Annotated in this window: 15 protein-coding genes and 1 riboswitch; of the genes, 3 read left to right on the top strand and 12 right to left on the bottom strand. The window is 40.4% G+C overall.

What is annotated here, in order from left to right; all coding sequences use genetic code 11:
* The first annotated feature begins 343 nt into the window (after positions 1 to 343).
* Positions 344 to 1,105 carry a putative porin gene (locus ACG9ZL_RS16725; RefSeq protein ID WP_336952438.1) on the top strand — a complete coding sequence of 254 codons (762 nt, stop codon included), beginning with the start codon at positions 344 to 346 and terminating at the stop codon, positions 1,103 to 1,105.
* Positions 1,106 to 1,160: 55 nt separating this feature from the next.
* Here the strand turns inward: ACG9ZL_RS16725 and recJ are convergent, their stop codons facing one another.
* The 7 genes from recJ to ACG9ZL_RS16690 all read right to left on the bottom strand — a co-directional run bounded on the left by recJ (position 1,161) and on the right by ACG9ZL_RS16690 (position 9,004).
* Positions 1,161 to 2,864 (bottom strand): single-stranded-DNA-specific exonuclease RecJ, encoded by a 1,704-nt coding sequence (gene recJ, locus ACG9ZL_RS16720; RefSeq protein ID WP_419360835.1) that lies wholly within the window; start codon positions 2,862 to 2,864, stop codon positions 1,161 to 1,163.
* Complete coding sequence (gene pdxH, locus ACG9ZL_RS16715; protein WP_336952442.1) at positions 2,865 to 3,521, bottom strand: pyridoxamine 5'-phosphate oxidase; 657 nt, start codon at positions 3,519 to 3,521, stop codon at positions 2,865 to 2,867.
* 32 nt (positions 3,522 to 3,553) lie between these two features.
* Positions 3,554 to 4,885 (bottom strand): phosphoglucosamine mutase, encoded by a 1,332-nt coding sequence (gene glmM, locus ACG9ZL_RS16710; protein WP_419360833.1) that lies wholly within the window; start codon positions 4,883 to 4,885, stop codon positions 3,554 to 3,556.
* A 118-nt stretch (positions 4,886 to 5,003) separates the two neighbouring features.
* Positions 5,004 to 6,470, bottom strand: a complete 1,467-nt coding sequence (guaB, locus tag ACG9ZL_RS16705) for an IMP dehydrogenase (protein ID WP_004718605.1) — start codon at positions 6,468 to 6,470, stop codon at positions 5,004 to 5,006.
* Between the two features lie 489 nt (positions 6,471 to 6,959).
* Entirely contained in the window at positions 6,960 to 7,325 is a 366-nt protein-coding gene (locus tag ACG9ZL_RS16700) for a YkgJ family cysteine cluster protein (protein WP_336952445.1), read from the bottom strand.
* 89 nt (positions 7,326 to 7,414) lie between these two features.
* Positions 7,415 to 8,212, bottom strand: a complete 798-nt coding sequence (locus ACG9ZL_RS16695; RefSeq protein WP_004718609.1) for an oxygen-binding di-iron domain-containing protein — start codon at positions 8,210 to 8,212, stop codon at positions 7,415 to 7,417.
* A 213-nt stretch (positions 8,213 to 8,425) separates the two neighbouring features.
* On the bottom strand, positions 8,426 to 9,004 hold the full coding sequence (locus ACG9ZL_RS16690) for a TMEM165/GDT1 family protein (RefSeq protein WP_336952447.1): 579 nt from the start codon (positions 9,002 to 9,004) through the stop codon (positions 8,426 to 8,428).
* 88 nt (positions 9,005 to 9,092) lie between these two features.
* Positions 9,093 to 9,250, bottom strand: a riboswitch (yybP-ykoY riboswitch).
* Between the two features lie 179 nt (positions 9,251 to 9,429).
* Between ACG9ZL_RS16690 and ACG9ZL_RS16685 the strand changes: the two genes are divergently transcribed.
* Positions 9,430 to 9,564 (top strand): hypothetical protein, encoded by a 135-nt coding sequence (locus ACG9ZL_RS16685; RefSeq protein WP_419360832.1) that lies wholly within the window; start codon positions 9,430 to 9,432, stop codon positions 9,562 to 9,564.
* A 236-nt stretch (positions 9,565 to 9,800) separates the two neighbouring features.
* Here ACG9ZL_RS16685 and ACG9ZL_RS16680 read toward each other — a convergent pair whose 3' ends face one another.
* The 3 genes from ACG9ZL_RS16680 to ACG9ZL_RS16670 all read right to left on the bottom strand — a co-directional run bounded on the left by ACG9ZL_RS16680 (position 9,801) and on the right by ACG9ZL_RS16670 (position 15,453).
* On the bottom strand, positions 9,801 to 11,780 hold the full coding sequence (locus tag ACG9ZL_RS16680; protein WP_419360830.1) for a 2-oxo acid dehydrogenase subunit E2: 1,980 nt from the start codon (positions 11,778 to 11,780) through the stop codon (positions 9,801 to 9,803).
* Positions 11,780 to 14,488, bottom strand: coding sequence for a pyruvate dehydrogenase (acetyl-transferring), homodimeric type (gene aceE, locus ACG9ZL_RS16675; protein WP_004818397.1), 2,709 nt, complete (start codon positions 14,486 to 14,488; stop codon positions 11,780 to 11,782). The genes ACG9ZL_RS16680 and aceE overlap by 1 nt, the downstream gene beginning before the upstream one ends.
* A 287-nt stretch (positions 14,489 to 14,775) precedes the next feature.
* Positions 14,776 to 15,453 (bottom strand): M23 family metallopeptidase, encoded by a 678-nt coding sequence (locus tag ACG9ZL_RS16670; protein WP_336952453.1) that lies wholly within the window; start codon positions 15,451 to 15,453, stop codon positions 14,776 to 14,778.
* Between the two features lie 105 nt (positions 15,454 to 15,558).
* Here ACG9ZL_RS16670 and ACG9ZL_RS16665 point away from each other — a divergent pair, with 105 nt between their 5' ends.
* Positions 15,559 to 16,008: a DUF721 domain-containing protein gene (locus ACG9ZL_RS16665; protein WP_336952455.1), complete on the top strand. Its 450-nt coding sequence runs from the start codon at positions 15,559 to 15,561 to the stop codon at positions 16,006 to 16,008.
* 97 nt (positions 16,009 to 16,105) lie between these two features.
* On the opposite strand, the gene lpxC is transcribed toward ACG9ZL_RS16665, so the two are convergent.
* Together lpxC and ftsZ are read right to left on the bottom strand one after the other, a co-directional pair.
* Entirely contained in the window at positions 16,106 to 17,008 is a 903-nt protein-coding gene (lpxC, locus tag ACG9ZL_RS16660) for a UDP-3-O-acyl-N-acetylglucosamine deacetylase (protein ID WP_016539103.1), read from the bottom strand.
* Between the two features lie 125 nt (positions 17,009 to 17,133).
* On the bottom strand, positions 17,134 to 18,327 hold the full coding sequence (gene ftsZ, locus ACG9ZL_RS16655; protein WP_336952457.1) for a cell division protein FtsZ: 1,194 nt from the start codon (positions 18,325 to 18,327) through the stop codon (positions 17,134 to 17,136).
* Positions 18,328 to 18,427 lie beyond the last annotated feature (100 nt).

The raw sequence follows: 18,427 nt of genomic DNA, 5'->3' as shown, positions 1-18,427 counted from the left end.
TGATCAATTTATAATTATTAAGATATATCTTAATAAGTCTTAATACAACATTATATTACAGAATAAATTTTAATATTTTGATAAATAAGCAATTAAATTATTTTAAATCGATTTATCTTAAAAATTTAAGATATAAAAAGACAGGTAAAGTCTTTCAATAGCATCTATTGGCTATTTTCATTGTTGTTCCGGATTGCTTAAAGCTTTAGCCAATTTCTCGTTTTTATGCTTTTTGACAGTAAACTTTTAATTTTCAGATCTTTAGTCTTGACATGGCGTTTAATTTACATACAATGCGATTTGTAACAAAAAATTAATATTTTTATAACAAAAGGGTCACACAATGTTTAAGAAAACTTTATTTGCTGCATTACTTGCTACTTCTTTTGGGTCTGCACATGCATACCAAGCTGAAATTGGTGGTTCACTCGGCATTGTTGATCCAGATAAAGGGGATACATCTACTGCTTTTGCTATTGATGGAACATATTATTTTAACCCTGTTCAAGTTAAAAACAACCCATTAAACGAAGCGGCCTTTCTAGATCGCGCAAGCAACGTAAGTGCTGGGATTAGCTATATCGATTATGATGCCTACGATGTAACAGCATATGGTGTTGGTATTGAATATTTTGTTCCAAATACCGATTTTTATGCAAGTGCTGCTATTGGGCGCTCAACAGCTAAGGCCGATCATGTAGATGATTTAGATACGACAACTTACTCTGCTGAAGTCGGTTACTTGCCAATCCCAGGTCTTTTGGTTGCTGTTGGTTTAGCAGGCTATGATAATGATTTTAATGATGATATAGATCCAACTATCCGCGCTAAATATGTCACTCAAGTGGGTCGCTATGATATGAATTTTGAAGGCGATGCAAAATTTGGTGATATCGATGATTACAGCGTAGGTACAGATTTATATCTAGATAAAACCTTCAGTGTCGGATTGGCTTATTCAGGTAGCCGTGCTGATGGTAATGATGAAGACAGCTTTACAATTCGTGCAAAAAAATTCTTTACTCAACAAATCAGCTTAGAAGGTTCTGTTGATTTTGAAGATGATGATAATGTTTACGGTCTTCGCGCTGCTTACCGCTTCTAATTATTGATAAACTTTAAAAAACCGCTCTTGTATAAGCGGTTTTTTATCTCTAAATTTACTGCTCTAAATGCAGCATTCTTAACTGTAAACTCACATTGCCATTAAATTGATTTTTATCCAATTCATAAACAATACGTACCCTATCTTGCATGGGATCAAAATTGAATTTATCACGTACATTAAAGGCAATCGCATCAATCGGTTGGCCATTTTCCAAAGCTAAACGCAATTTCAGATGCACTTCTTTTAACCAACGATAATCGATGACTTTAAAACGCCCTTCAAATACCGGTGCAGGAAACTTTTGCCCCCACGGTCCTAATTGCGCCAAAGTCTCTACAGTTTGCAGTTGAAATGCTTGAGCAGGTAATTCACCATCCGTCCACAACACCGCTTGGAATAGTGCATCATCTGATTGAGCAACCAACTCAGTAAAACGTTGTTTAAATTCTTCAAAATGTTGCTTTTGAATGGTCAAACCCGCTGCTGCTGCATGCCCACCAAAATGACTAATCAAATCAGGATATTGCTCGGCAACCTTTTCAATACTGTCTCGAATATGAATACCATCAATTGAACGTGCGGAACCTTTGATATGAATTCCATCTTTATCTGCCGCAAATACAATACTGGGACGATGAAATTGCTCTTTTAAACGTCCTGCTACAATACCAATCACACCTTGATGCCAATGCTCTTCAAACATAACCAGCGCTGCGGGTAAATGGTCTTGATCAAGCTGTAGATTTTCCAACTCTGCCAAAGCCTCTTGTTTGATCTCCGATTCAACTTGACGGCGTTCTAAGTTTAAATCATTGAGTTGGCGTGCCAAAGTGTGAGCTGATTGAATATCGGTTGCCAAAAGACATTCAATACCTATGTCCATGGTTTCCATACGCCCTGCGGCATTAAGACGCGGGCCTAACACAAAACCTAAATCAGATGCTTTTAACTCAGCAGGATCACGCGCGGCAATATCTAATAAGGCACTGATTCCAGCACGACATTGATTTTGCTGAATTCTTTTAACACCAGCATCCACTAAGATACGATTATTATGATCTAGACTAGCAACATCAGCATAGGTACCTAAAGCAACTAAATCCAAATATTGTGGCATTTTTGCGGCAGATTTACCCAATTTTGCCCGATAGCTACTTAACTTTGCTAATAGGTAAAATGCGACTCCGACACCTGCTAAAGCCTTGCTCGGAAATTCGCAGCCTAACTGATTGGGATTGACAACCGCTTCAGCCTGAGGGGGCTCTTTTGTGGTCAAATGATGATCAGTAATGATCACCTGCATCCCATGTGATTGTGCTTGTGCTACACCGGCATGACTGGAAATTCCATTGTCGACTGTAATTAATAGATCAGGCTGATATCTTTCAAAAGCCAAATCAGCAATTTTAGGGGTTAAGCCATAACCATACTTAAAACGATCTGGAACGAGGTATTCAACATTGGCGGCCATTTCTCGTAAAGCCAAGATCATCAGTGCGGTACTGGTTGCACCATCGGCATCATAATCACCCACAATCACTATTTTTTTGTGTTGGTCTAAGGCCTGATCAATAATTTGAATGGCTTGTTCTAGACCTTTCATTTCTGGTGCAAGTAAATATTTAAGTTTCAAATCTAATTCTTGTTCAGATTGCACACCTCGACGGGCCAAAATTTCAGCAATAAAGGGTAACACGCCCTGAAAATTTTCAGGGCGTGTAATCAAAGGTCGTTGTTTAATTTGTAATTTTTGCATTTATGGCATCAAACGTTGTATTGTCCAAGATCCAGCGACTTTTTCATAAGTGAGGCGATCATGTAAGCGATTTGGGCGACCTTGCCAGAATTCATAATACGTCGGCTCTAAACGATAGCCTCCCCAAAATTCTGGTTTAGCCAATTCATTTTTTTCAGCCACTTGCTCATACAACGCTTGAAAACGCTGTTGTAAACGTTCCCGACTTTCAATCACGCCACTTTGTGGTGTGCTGATATGCGCTGCAATTTGGCTATCACGAGGACGTTTATGATAATAATCAGTAGACTCTTGTTCAGATATTTTCTGAACTTGACCACCCACACGGACTTGTCGCTCAAGCTCAGGCCAATAGAATAGCAATTCTGCATAAGGATTTTCAGCTAAATCTAAGCCTTTTTGACTGTCATAATTGGTATAAAAATCATAACCAGCCTCCGTAGCACCACGTAATAACACGGTACGTACATGTGGTCGCCCTTGTGCATTTGCGGTTGCCAACGACATTGCATAAGGTTCATGTAGTTTTGCTTCTAAAGCCAAATTAAACCAATTGAGAAACTGCTCATGAGGATGAGCATCGACCTGCTCCTCATGTAGTTCACCTTTTTGATAAGTCAGACGAAGCTCACTTAAGTCTTTAATTACATCACGCATGAAGCAAAACCTTCTACAGACGATACAATATTTTAAGCTGCATTTTGACGAACAGCATCTGCTAAATGATTTGCCAAATCAGTTACTTCTTGCAGATTATCACCTTCCACCATAACACGAATGATCGGCTCCGTCCCTGACTTACGAATTAAAATTCGTCCACGTCCTTTAAGTGCAGCTTCTACTTTATCAAACTCTGCAACCAATGCCGGTACTGCAAAGGGGTCAAACATTTGTTCAAGTCGTACATTGACTAATACATTAGGTAAAGTTTTAAAATCTGCTATCAATTCATCTAAAGATTTATTCTGCTCAACCAATACAGTTAAGACTTGGAGGGCTGCAATGATTGCATCACCAGTTGTACTCTTATCTAAAGTCAGAATATGACCAGATGGCTCACCACCAATCACCCAGTTATTTTCTTCTAAATTTTGTAATACATAGCGATCACCAACTTTAGCACGTACAAAAGGAACTTTGGCTTTTTCAAGTGCTAACTCTAATGCCATATTACTCATGACTGTACCCACGATACCTGCTGGTTTTTGCGACGCTTGTGTCGCTAAAATATACAGGATATGGTCGCCATCAACCAAGTTACCAAAACGATCGACCAAAACCACCCGATCAGCATCACCATCAAAAGCAATGCCTAAATCAGCTTGATGCTCAATCACTGCTTTTTGTAAATTTTCAGGATGTGTCGAACCGCAATCCTTATTGATATTTAAACCATCTGGCTCATTAAAAAGTGCAATAACTTTCGCACCTAATTCACGAAATACTGCTGGGCCTACGCTATAGGCTGCACCATTGGCACAATCCACCACAATTTTTAAATGACGCAAGTTGAAATGATAGGGGAATGTCGATTTACAAAATTCGATATAACGACCATTGGCATCTTTAACACGGACACTCTTACCTAGGTTTGCTGTGTCTTCAATAACAATATCATTCTCAAGCTCTCGATTAATCGCATCTTGAATGGTATCTGGAAGCTTTTTCCCTTCATCTGAGAAGAATTTAATGCCGTTATCAAAATAAGGGTTATGCGAAGCAGAAATCACGATACCTAAATTTGCATGCAATGCACGGGTTAAATGAGCAATTGCAGGGGTCGGTAGTGGCCCAAGCAAGTGTACATAAACACCAGCTGCATTGAGGCCCGCCTGTAAGGCTGCTTCAAGAATATAACCAGACAAACGCGTATCTTTACCTAACACCACAATCGGCTTTGATTTAGGGCTAATTTGCTTTAATACTTTTCCTGCTGCAAATCCGAGTTTAAGTGCAAATTCTGGGGTAATTGGGAGTTCACCAAATTTTCCACGAATCCCGTCTGTTCCAAAATAACTCATTTTTTACCCACTTATTATGTGTTGTATAACAATCAATTTTTAACTTTTACTACTTTACACCAAAATAAAAAAGCCGTCATAAACTGACGGCTTTTTCCAATCAAAATATTACAAAAGATTAACCTACACGATAGTTCGGCGCTTCTTTAGTAATCGTTACATCATGCACATGTGACTCTTGCATACCTGCGGCAGTAATTTTCACAAATTTTGCATTTTGGCGTAAGTCTTCAATCGTAGCAGAACCCGTATAGCCCATAGATGAACGTAAACCACCCATCATTTGATGTACGATATTGCCCATTGGACCTTTGTACGGTACGCGACCTTCAATACCTTCAGGTACCAACTTCTCAGCGCCCGCTTTTGAGTCTTGGAAATAACGATCTGCAGAACCCGTCGCACCCGCCATTGCACCCAAAGAACCCATACCACGGTATGCTTTGTAATAGCGACCTTGGAAAAATTCAACTTCACCTGGCGCTTCTTCAGTACCTGCCATGAGTGAACCCACCATAATCGTACTTGCACCAGCACCAATCGCTTTCGCCATATCCCCAGAAAAACGGATACCGCCATCAGCAATTAATGGAATTTGATCTTTCAATGCATTAGCAACACTATCAATTGCAGAGATTTGTGGCATACCAATACCAGCAACAATACGTGTAGTACAGATTGAACCAGGACCAATACCCACTTTAACGGCATCTGCACCAGCATCAAGTAACGCCAAAGCAGCATCACCCGTTGCAATATTACCGCCAATGACTTGAACTTGAGGGAAGTTTGCTTTTACCCAACGGACACGCTCAATTACACCCGCAGAATGACCATGTGCAGTATCTACAACAATTGCATCGACCCCGGCTTCAACCAAAGCTTCAACACGGCTTGGAGTTTCAGCACCCGTACCCACCGCTGCACCAACACGTAAACGACCTAACTCATCTTTACAGCTGTTTGGATAAGATTCCGCTTTACGGAAATCTGTAACAGTAATTAAGCCTTTTAATGCATTGCTTTCATCAACCACCAATACTTTTTCAATACGGTGTTTTTGCAATAATGCTTGAATATTTTCTTTAGATTCATTTTCACGAACAGTCACAAGACGATCTTGTCCTGTCATGATATTGCTTACTGGTTGTTCCAAATTCGTTACAAAACGAGTATCTCGGCCAGTCACAATTCCAACCACTTTGCCATCTTTAACGACAGGTACACCACTGATATTGTTGGCTTGCGTAATTGCCATCAAATCACGAATTGTGGTTTCAGGTGTCACGGTAATCGGATCTTTCACCATTCCCGCTTCGAATTTTTTTACACGGCGAACTTCTGCAGCTTGTGCAGAAATATCCATGTTTTTATGTAAAATACCAATACCACCGTTTTGCGCCATTGCAATCGCCATACGTGACTCAGTCACAGTATCCATTGCTGCTGAAACCATAGGGATGTTCAGTTGAATGCCGCGTGTGAGGCGTGTCTTTAGAGAGACATCTTTTGGGAGGATAGTAGAATAGGCAGGGAGTAATAAGACATCATCGAAGGTTAGCGCTTCTTGAACGATGGTCAACATAACAGTCTCGCTGGTAATTTCCGTGAGCTATTATATACAAATTTCCGTTCAATTTTCATTTTTTATTACGTGGATTTCTTTTATTCTCAGTCTCACTTTATTTTTCAGTATCTTATTGAAATAAAAATAGGCTTTGAATATAAGATTTTAGTGGATTTAACACTGCAGCAAAGTGTCGACTTACAGTCTCTGCTTTTAAAGTAACAGCTAGGCTTTCATCAAAAACCCTACTGAACATATGATTATATTGAGTAGCGCAGTCAAGATAGCTTAAATCCAAAAAGCTTGCCCCATTTGATGATGCTTTTTCAACAGGATGGACTATATATTTGTCCATATTCAAGCGCAGCTGTATGGGAGGAGCTCGACAGTATTTAACAGCGCAACAGCTGACTTTTACACTGGTTGATTATTCAGATTAATCCACTCTTTACCACGTAGAATACTGAATATAAACATTCTTCTATCCTAAATTTTTCCACTTAAGTTTTAACATACCTGATCAAAGTCTTCATCATTGCTGGGGGTAGCAACCTCGATTTCGATCAGCGGAATCAAACCATAGCCTTGTCTTGCTTTTGCACATTGAGAATCACCAGCATGTACCTGTTTGCATGAAGAACTCCGTTGTTCATACATACTACAGCTGACTTGCTGTCCAATCTCACCTTTTAATGCCACACAACGCGGTTGCTTTTGATTGGTGCCCTGCATACAAGAATACACTGCTGTCAAAGGTTCGACATAATCTGCTGGCATGGCTTCTCCTTCTGCCCAATAAAATGAGACTCGGAAAAAGGCGCAACACGCCCCGCAACTTAAGCACGCATCCTGTGCTGATATTTGTGACAACATTTTTTTAAGATTCTCGTTATCAATTTAAAATTTTGGCAAGAAAATCCTAAAAAAAGTCGCACTCAAACTCAATATATTTTTTGAATTTTTTATTGCGGACAGGTAAACACGGACTCATCCATCAAATCGACACCACATTGTAAATTTTCGATCCAGTCTAAAAACTGATGAATCATCTCTTTACCAATAAACGGCTTACCATGTTGTGGCACAATCATTTCAATATCCATTTGACGTACCATTTTCACCCATAAACGGATCACCCGATTGGTACACATATAGCGCTGATGAAAACCATGCATGGTTGGAATGTGCATTGCAAAATCTTCAATTGGTTTCGATGCATCATCAACAATCGATGCCCCCATATCACCTGAGAATAAAATTTTTGAAATTGGATCGTAAAACTGGAAATTTCCAACGGAATGTAGGAAATGCGCAGGAACTACGATAATGCGCGTTTCTCCCAATGGAATAGAGCCTCCTTGGTCAGGCAATTCGATCAGACGCTCTAACCAGCCCCCTTTCATACGATCACTCATAAATGCGGAATTTAAATGAGGTAAAAAGCGTGCCCATAATTTAGATGCGACCACTTTGGCATCGGTATAGACCAACCAACGTGGCATAGAAGTAATGATGTCGGGGTCTTGGTGAGATGCCATGACATAGTCTAGATTTTGTAATCGGGTGTATTTATTAAGCTCCATGGTCAGTGGCACATAGGTCAAATCACCGCCCGGATCTAATACTGCTGCACGTTCATTATTTAAAATAAGAAACTGATTGGCTTGTACACCTTCACCTTTCACCAAACTGGTAAAACTTATACATTTATGAGTGCCATTATCAAACAAAACTTGCGATGTGGTGCGATCTAAAGCCATACCAGAAACCCCAAAACCTTTTTTAAAATAAATCTTTAGTTATCCCATACAACATATAAGGTTTTCTTCAAAGTTACAATAAATCTACAACCTAAGTTTAAAGATTATTTGTGTCATCATTCTCAAAATAGTAAAAAACCCAAAATTAAGTTGGGTTTTCAGCTTTAAAAATAGATGACTTTATTGATGTTCAATCAGCTTGGAGAATTGAGCTTAAAAAAAGTAATGCTGAACTAAAGCCGCGACACCAATAATAAAGAAGATTGCAGCTCCAATTTTATGAATCAACGCAATAGGTAATTTATCCGCCAATTTATTGCCAATAAATACAGCAGGTGCATTGACCAACATAATCCCCAATGTGGTCCCTAGGGTTACCCAACCGATGCTGTCAAAGCGTGCAGCAAGTGCCACTGTGGCGATTTGAGTTTTATCGCCAATTTCCGCAAGGAAGAATAATACAAAGGTTGCACCAAAGACCCCATATTTTTGCCATTTATTAATACTTTCAGATTCATCATCCAATTCATCTGGAATCAGCATCCACCCAGCCATACCAATAAAGCCAAGTGATACAATCCAAAGTAAAACTGTCGGGCTAAGGACCGTGGTAATCCACTGACCAAGCACAGCCGATACACCATGATTGACAATAGTTGCCAATAAAATTGCAATTAAAATCGGAATAGGTTTACGAAAACGTGCAGCAAGAAGTAATGCGAGTAGTTGTGTTTTATCGCCCATTTCGGATAAAGCGACAACCACTAAAGAGATGAGGAAGGCATTTAACATTTCAAAGTCTCTGGCTAGCAATATTTACCGATGACTTATCCCTCCTGCTAGCCAATATGAATAGTTGCCTATTCAACGCGGAGTGATAAATCAAAGGTCTTGCCAACAAAAGATAGCTGAGTAAACACCTTCAGCTAAATTGGTTCTTTGCTATGATGACCATACTCTGTTGAGTAATTATGTTGATCATCACCCATTTATCATCTCGCAGATGACAAACAGCGGCTACTCCCCAATGAAGTACAGCTATTCTACAACGCTTTATCGATCATTTTCAATTTTTAAAAATTAAAAAATTTAAGGCTCAAATAAACTTCAAAAAATATCGTACCGAAGCATTTTTAATGCCCGCATAGAATAAATTCAATTTCGTTCCTCACTAATTTTGAACCCTAGATGGTTATCCTAATTGTGGGGCGACATGAATGTCGCCGTTGGGCGGGGGTACAGGACGTACCCCCGCCCAACATGAGCAAAAACAAAGCATAGCTTTGTTTGCAGCGCAAGGTTTGACATCCCCCCTACCAAAAGTGAAGCATCGCCTACGCAATAGTATTTAAACTTTGAATGTAAGGTGTGGCATTGCACGCTTTTTTATAATCAGATAATTTGTTTTTCATATAATTGATTTAATAAAAAATATTAATTAAGAGAAATTATATTCTTGTGCCTGAGTTTTTTGACAGATTGACGATATTGAATGATAACTTTAAAGCAGGTTCGAAAATTATTGATAAAACAAAATTAAATGCATAAAAAAACCTCGCCTAAAGCGAGGTCTTCTATGATTTAAAACTTAAAGCAAGATGTTACGAATATCTGATAACAACTTGGTCAATTTATTGGTAAATCGCGCAGCATCTGCACCATTAATCACACGATGGTCATAAGACAATGACAATGGCAACATCAGTTTTGGATCAAAGCCTGAGCCATTCCATACTGGTTGCATCGTTGCAGGTGAAATACCCAAAATCGCAACTTGAGGCCAGTTCACCAATGGTGTAAATGCAGTACCGCCAATTGAACCTAGGCTGGTAATGGTAAAGTTTGCACCTTGTAAGTCCTTCGGAGAAAGTTTCTTATCACGTGCTTTCTTACTCAGCTCTCCCAATTCAATGGCAATTTGCTTAATCGATTTTTGATCAGGATTACGCAATACTGGAACAGTTAAACCATCTGGTGTCGCCACAGCGATGCCCATATGAATTTCTTTACGCAATACCACAGACTTTTGATCATCTGCCAAGTGACCCGCGAAATAAGGCTCTTCTTTGAGTAGGAACGCCACCGATTTTGCAATAAAGGCAAGGATCGTTAAGCTAATACCATCTTGCTTAAATTTCCCTTTTAACTCACCGCGCCAAGCTTCTAGCTCAGTAATATCGGCTAAATCAAATTGTGTCACTTGTGGAATAAAATTGTTTAATGACAATTGCGGTACAGACACTTGCTGTAAACGCGTCATTGGCGCAATTTCACTACCACCAAATGCACTGAAATCTGGTAATGCAGGCAAACCTGAAGCGACTGGCGCAGCAGATGTTTGAGCTGCTGCTTGTGGAGCAGTCAATTTGGCTTTAACAAAAGCAAAAACATCATCCTTCATCACACGTTCATGAGGGCCAGAGGCCTCGACTTGTGATAAAACCACACCCAGTTCACGCGCAAGCTTACGCACAGCAGGACCAGCGTAAACTTTAGCATTTTCAGCTTGTTGCGCTTTAGATAACTTTTCAGTACCCGCTTGAGCAACTGCTACTTCAGCTTTTGGCGCTGATGTTGCCGTTTTTGCGACTGGTGTTGATGCAGTTTGTACTGCTTGAGCAGCTGGCTTTTCTTGTGGTGCTGGTGCAGTTTGACCTTGTGCTTCAATCGTCACCAAAGCAGTGCCCTGACTCACAGACTGATTCAATTCCACATGGATCGCCGTCACCGTACCTGCAACCGTACTTGGCACTTCTACAGAGGCTTTATCTGACTCCGCAACGCAAAGGCTTTGGTCTTTTTCAACTTGATCGCCTACGCTCACCAAGATTTCAGAAATTGTTGCCTTATCTACACCAAGATCAGGAACAGCAACTTCAACTTTAGCCGATTGAGCTGGCGCTGATGCTTCTGGTGCAGCAGTTTGAGTCGGTGTTGCTGATGTTTGTTGAGGTGCTTCAGCAGGCGCTGCCGATGAAGTCGTTGCAGCGCCTACAGTTTTCACTGTAATCAGCACCACACCTTCTTTAACATTATCGCCTTCTTTGACCACAACACTTTCAACCGTGCCGGCAACGGTACTTGGAACTTCAACCGTTGCTTTATCCGATTCCACTACAACGATACTGTCATCTACCGCAATTTCGTCGCCCACTTTAACCAGAACTTCGCCGACCAAAGCTTTTTCAACACCAATATCTGGCACTTGAACTTCAACTGTTTGAGATGAAGCTGTCGCAGATGCAGCAGGCGCCACAGATTCAACTTTAGTTTCTACAGCAGGTTCAGTTTTTGCAGCTTCTTGAGCAGGCTGTGCGGGTGTTTCTGTCTCTGTTGCATCCGCAGATTCAACTTCGATCAATACAGCACCTTCTGAAACTTCATCACCTTCCGTAACGGCAATACTTTTAACCACACCTGCTGAAGTGCTTGGCACTTCAACAGAGGCTTTGTCTGACTCAAGTAGAACGATACTGTCATCAACAGCGATGGTATCCCCTACTTTCACCAAGATTTCTGCAACAGTGGCCTTATCAACGCCAATATCAGGAGTTTTAACTTGCATCATTATTTCTCCTCTGTCACTTCAGTATAAGCAGCAACTTCTTGTACAGACGGATGCGCTTGCGGTAACCATGCAACTGGACGATCAACATCAAGTTCAAATGAAGAGATTGCATCTTTGACTAATCGTGGATCAACTTCACCTTCATCTGCAAGTTTTTTCAATGTTGCAACCACAATATGTGCTGCATCTACACCAAAGTAACTACGTAAATTACTGCGTGTATCTGAACGGCCATAACCATCTGTACCTAAAGTTACGTATGGACGGCTATCTGGAAGGTAAGCACGGATCTGTTCGCTATACGCACGCATATGATCTGTTGCTGAAACAACAATACCATCCGTGTCACGTAATTGCTGAGAAACCCAAGACTCTTTACCATCTTCAAGTGGATGCAGGCGATTGTATTCTTCAACAGCCATACCATCACGTGCCAACTCATTGAAGCTTGTTACACTCCATACATTGGAATGGATTTGGTATTCATCACGTAAAATTTGCCCAGCTTTAATCACTTCACGCAGAATCACGCCTGAACCCAATAACTGAACTGTGGCTTTTTCATCTTTATTGAACAAGTACATACCACGTTTGATGCCTTCTTCAGCACCTTCAGGCAATGCCGGTTGATCATAATTTTCATTCATGAGAGTCAAGTAGTAGAACACACGTTCCTGATTCACATACATACGTTGTAAACCATCATGCACAATCACGGCTAACTCATAACCAAAGCAAGGATCATAAGCTACACAGTTTGGAATCGTACCTGCCAAGATATGAGAATGACCATCTTGGTGTTGTAAACCTTCACCATTTAATGTTGTACGACCAGCTGTTGCACCACACAAGAAGCCTTGTGCCTGAGAGTCACCTGCTGCCCATGCAATATCCCCAATACGTTGGAAACCAAACATTGAGTAATACATATACATCGGAATCATTGGTAAGTTATTGGTTGAATAACTGGTACCCAATGCTGACCAAGCGCTCATTGCACCTGCTTCATTGATCCCTTCTTGCAACATGTGACCATCTTTTGCTTCACGATAGTTCATGAGCTGTTCTTGGTCTTCTGGGGTATAGTTTTGTCCATGCGCAGCATAGATACCCAACTGACGGAACATACCTTCTAAACCGAAAGTACGTGCTTCATCAGGTACGATAGGCACAACACGGTCTTTAATGGCTTTTTCTTTTAACAAAGCTGCAATCAAGCGCACCATAACCATCGTAGTTGATTGCTCTTTACCACCACTGCCTTTAAGTACACCATCAAATACTGAAATCTCAGGAATCGCCAATACTTCGCTGTCTTTACGACGTGCAGGCAAATAACCACCTAAAGCTTCACGACGTGCTTTCATATATTTCAATTCAGGTGAGTTTTCACCTGGACGATAAAATGGAAGCTCTTCGAGTTGCTCATCAGAGAATGGTAAATTAAAACGGTCACGTACATATTTCAATGAGTCGTGTTGCATTTTCTTGATTTGGTGGGTTTTGTTGACAGCTTCAATTTCGTCAGACAAACCATAACCTTTCACTGTTTTCGCCAAGATTACAGTCGGTTGACCATTGCTGGTCATTGCTGCGGCATACGCAGCATATACTTTGTATGGGTCATGACCACCGCGATTCAGATTATCAATATCTTCATCGCTTAAGCCTTTTACCAACTCTGCGGCTTCAGGGTATTTACCAAAGAATTTTTCACGGGTATAAGCACCACCTTTTACTTGGTAGCGTTGGTATTCACCATCTAGCGTTTCATCCATACGGGCTTTCAAAGCACCTGATGTATCTTTGTCAAGCAAAGGATCCCAATGACGACCCCATACGACTTTAATCACACGCCAACCTGCACCACGGAATAGTGACTCCAGCTCTTGGATAATTTTACCATTACCACGAACAGGACCATCTAGACGCTGTAAGTTACAGTTCACTACCCAGATTAAATTGTCTAATTTTTCACGACCTGCAAGCGAGATTGCACCTAAGCTTTCTGGTTCATCCATTTCACCATCGCCAAGATACGCCCAAACCTTACGGTTCTCTTCTTTAATCAAACCACGATTCATCAAGTATTTTTGAATATGTGCTTGATAAATTGACATGATTGGACCAAGGCCCATCGATACGGTTGGAAACTGCCAATAATCAGGCATTAAGTAAGGATGCGGGTAACTTGAAAGTCCCTGACCACCCACTTCACGACGGAAATTACTCAACTGATCTTCGGTCAAACGACCTTCTAAAAATGAACGTGCGTAAATACCTGGTGCACAATGACCTTGGTAATAGATCATATCGCCCCCAAAGCTATCGCTATTGGCACGGAAGAAATGATTAAAACCGACATCATATAGGGTCGCTGAAGACGCGAAACTTGCCAAGTGACCACCTAAGTCATCACCTGTTTTATTGGCACGTAAAACCATTGCCAAAGCATTCCAACGAATTAATGCTCTAATACGACGCTCCATATCTTGGTCGCCTGGCATCGCTGGAGATTCTTCTACTGGAATGGTATTTAAATAAGGGGTATTTAGACGCTGAATAGGTACATGCTTCGAAATTGCTTGTTGATATAATTTTTCTAATAAAAACGCAGCACGATCAGTGCCCATATGCTGGAGCACTGAATCAAAGGCATCTTGCCATTCTTGTGTTTCCTGAGCGTCGCTATCACCATAATACGCCATTTCCCACTTACTCCTTGAATAGTTTTCTATATATTATATGTATCATGTTTTGGGCATGTTAAGTTATCGTTACAGCCAAATGCAGATTGTGAGGATTATTTAGCAACTAAATAGTTGTTGACTAATTGACACTTAAAATAACAAAAAACCGCCAATAAAGGCGGTTTTTTATACAAAATATTTTTTATTTGATGATAGTCTGAATACAGTATTTAATTCATCGCGACTACGAATTCAACCATGCATACAGAGCATCAGTCATACCTTCAACAATGAAAGGGTTAAGGTTATGGTAACATTGCTAAGTAAGAAGATGGATTTTTACGTTGACCATCTTTCACTACTTCATAATGTAAATGTGGACCAGTACAACGACCAGTACAACCCACGTTGGCAATATGTTCACCTGCCTTAACTTGATCACCTACACGTGCAATTAGACGTGAAGCGTGTGCATAACGCGTGATATAGCCATTGCCATGGTTGATTTCTACATATTGACCATAACCCGTACCCCAACCAGACTTGGTGACAATACCAGGACCTGTTGCATAAATTGGTGTACCACTTGGCGCTGAAAGATCTAAACCAGAATGATGTTCGGCACGACCACCCATTGTGCGACCACCGAAGTCAGAGCTTACGCGCTTCATATCCGGCAGAGGATGAGTGACTAACCAAGAATATGGAGAGTTTGCAGTATAACGAGAAGCAGAGTTTGAGCTAGAACCGTATTTTTTAGCGATACTTGCATTGTTTAACTCGATTGGTACATCTTTGCTACGCAAAGTAATATTCATCTTTGCTGAAGCAGGAAGATCTAAATCATCTGGATTGTAAGAGCCTTGTGATAAAGTCTTTGATAATTGTTCTAAACGATCTGGTGATTGAACCAAGTCTGCAAATGCAGCAGTTGCAGCGGAAGCTGCTAAAGTAAAAGCCAATAAAATACGTCGCGTATGCATAAAAACCTCTTTAACTGTTCTTAGTCAAGTTTCTTGAGTGATCTCATCCTTGATATCTATCAAAATGAACGCTTAAGATAGGACATAAATATGTAGGAACCATGTATGTCTGAACCAAAAAACGTCTTTCAACCAACAAGACAACACTTAAAAACAGGAAACTTATCGTTTCTTACAAAGCAAGTTGCCGAATGGCAAAAACTTACTAAATTAATTCAACCGCTACTCCCTCAACCTGAGGATTGGCGAGTTGTCTGTTATCAATACGGTATTTTGACCATCACCGGTGAAAATCAAGCCATGATTAGTCAACTCGGTTATCTTCAAAAACAGTATATTTCTCAATTATCACAAATCAACGAACTTCGTGATTTACAAAAACTGCAAGTTCGTTTACGTATTCAAAACAGCAATACTGAAACACCCCTACAATCCCATAAAACTGTAAGAAGCATACAACCTGCAACATCTGAAATGTTACAAAATGCCGCTAGTTTTGTGAGCGACCCTAAGCTTAGCCAAGCTTTACTACGTTTGGCAAGCAATAAAAAGTAAACTGATTAGATTAAATTAAGGTTAAAACTGATCAAAATATGATAAATATCACACTTTTCATTGTTACATTATAACACAATGCCTAAAAGACAAAGACTTATGTCACGTTGACAAAATGAATTGGGCACAGCTTCTCGTCATCAAATGTTACAATTTCATAGCTGCTTGGATCGCTTTTAACATTGCGTAAAAGCTGATTGTTAAGTGCATGACCCGATTTATAGCCATCGAATTTGGCAATGATTTGATGCCCAAGTAGGTACAAATCACCCACAGCATCCAAAATTTTATGGCGAACAAACTCATCGGCAAAACGTAGACCTTCTTCATTGACTACGCCAGTATCATCTAAACCGACAGCATTATCTAAACTTGCACCTAGCGCCAGATTATTGGCTTTTAAATAATCTAAATCTTTCATGAAACCAAAAGTACGTGCACCACTCACTTCATAAACAAAAGTTTCTGTAGAAAAATCAATGGTTGCTGACTGATATTCTTTTGCAAAGGCTGGGTGATCAAAGTCAATGGTAAAATTAATTTGAAAACCATCGTGTGGGGTAAAAATCGCGCGTTTATCTTCAATCAATGCTTCAACAGGTTTGAGAATCCGAATAAATTTTTTCGGTGCATCCTGTTCGACTAATTCACCCTGCATAAGTAAATATATGAATGGGCCTGCACTACCGTCCATAATCGGTATTTCAGAAGCAGATACTTCTATAATCAGGTTATCTATACCTAAACCTGCAATTGCACTGGTCACATGTTCAATGGTTCCAACTTTAGTTTCATGGCTGACCAAATTAGAACACATGAATGCTTCTTGAATTAGCATTGCATCTGCTGGAAGATCTACAGGTGGATTTAAATCGATACGGCGAAATACAATACCCCCGTCCGCCACATGTGGCAAAAAGTTAATCATGACTTTTTGTCCGCTATGTAGTCCGATGCCACTCGCTTTAACGACTCGCTTCAGGGTACGTTGTTTCAACATGCTAATTCGGTCTTCATTCTCAAATCCGCTATACGTTAGCACATTTAGCCATTGATAAAAAACAAAAAAGGTAATGAATCTCACTACCTTTTTCGTTAATCTTAATTATTTTTAATAATTATCAATTATTTACGCTGTTGATTTTTCAAATAATCTTGAATACTCATTGGCGTAGAACGACCACTTGAACTTGGTGCTGCAACAGGTGCACCGTCTTCTTGACGTTTATTAATCGCCGGAACATCATCTTCATCAACAACAGTGCTGTGGCTGGCTTGTTGGCTATATGACTGCGCAACGTTACTGATATGGGTTCTACGTTTTGCTTCAGTGGCATCACTGGCATTACGTGTTAAACCTGTTGCAATCACAGTGACACGAATTTCATCGCGCGCATCTGGATCAAATACAGTACCAAAGAACACTTCACCTTCTTCAAGGTCAACAATCTGGTTCACAACATCTGTAATCACTTCGGTTTCACGTAAAGTCACATCAGCGCCGCCAGTGATGTTAATCAACACTCCTTTAGCATTCATGATATTTACATTATCCAATAACGGACTACGGATCGCCAACCGTGCAGCTTCTTCAGCACGGTCTGGACCGCTACTCTTGCCTTCACCCATCATCGCATAACCACGTGTACTCATCGCAGTTTTCAAGTCAGCAAAGTCAAGGTTAATGTGACCCGGACGAACAACTAGATCAAAAATACTACGTACTGCATTCAGCAATACGTCATCTGCTTTACGGTAAGCATCTTGCATAGAGATGTCACCATAAACGCTGAGTAAACGTTGGTTCGGTATAATAATTAAAGAATCAACATGTTGTTCTAATGCTTCAATGCCTTTTTCAGCCGAACGTTGACGACGACGACCTTCAAAGTTAAATGGCGTTGTCACCACACCCACAGTAAGAATGCCCATTTCTTGAGCAATCTCAGCAACAACTGGTGCAGCACCTGTACCTGTACCACCGCCCATTCCAGCAGTCACAAACACCATATCCGCACCTTCAAGGTGTTGACGGATTTGCTCACGACTTTCTTCAGCGGCAATTTGACCTACATCTGGATTGGCACCAGCACCCAAACCACGTGTGCTTTGCTCACCAAGTTGCATTTTGAAAGGAGCATTCATTCGATCAAGGGCTTGCTTGTCTGTATTTGCACAAACAAATTTCACACCTTTAATGTCAGATTGCACCATGTGTTGTACAGCATTACCACCGCCGCCACCAACACCAAACACAGTAAAACGGGCTTGACCGTTGTTATCGGTTTGTCCATCGTCTAAAAATTCAAATGAGGCCATGACCTTTAGATTTCCTAATATAATTTGGCAGTCACTTAAGCCCGTATACTGCCTTGATCTTCAATAATAAAAATTGTTTTTAGGATGCTGTTCATTGCAG

This window comes from Acinetobacter legionensis (assembly GCF_048551735.1).
Lineage (GTDB): Bacteria > Pseudomonadota > Gammaproteobacteria > Pseudomonadales > Moraxellaceae > Acinetobacter.
Note: the sequence above shows the minus strand (reverse complement) of the source record. Positions and strands in the feature narration are given on the sequence as shown.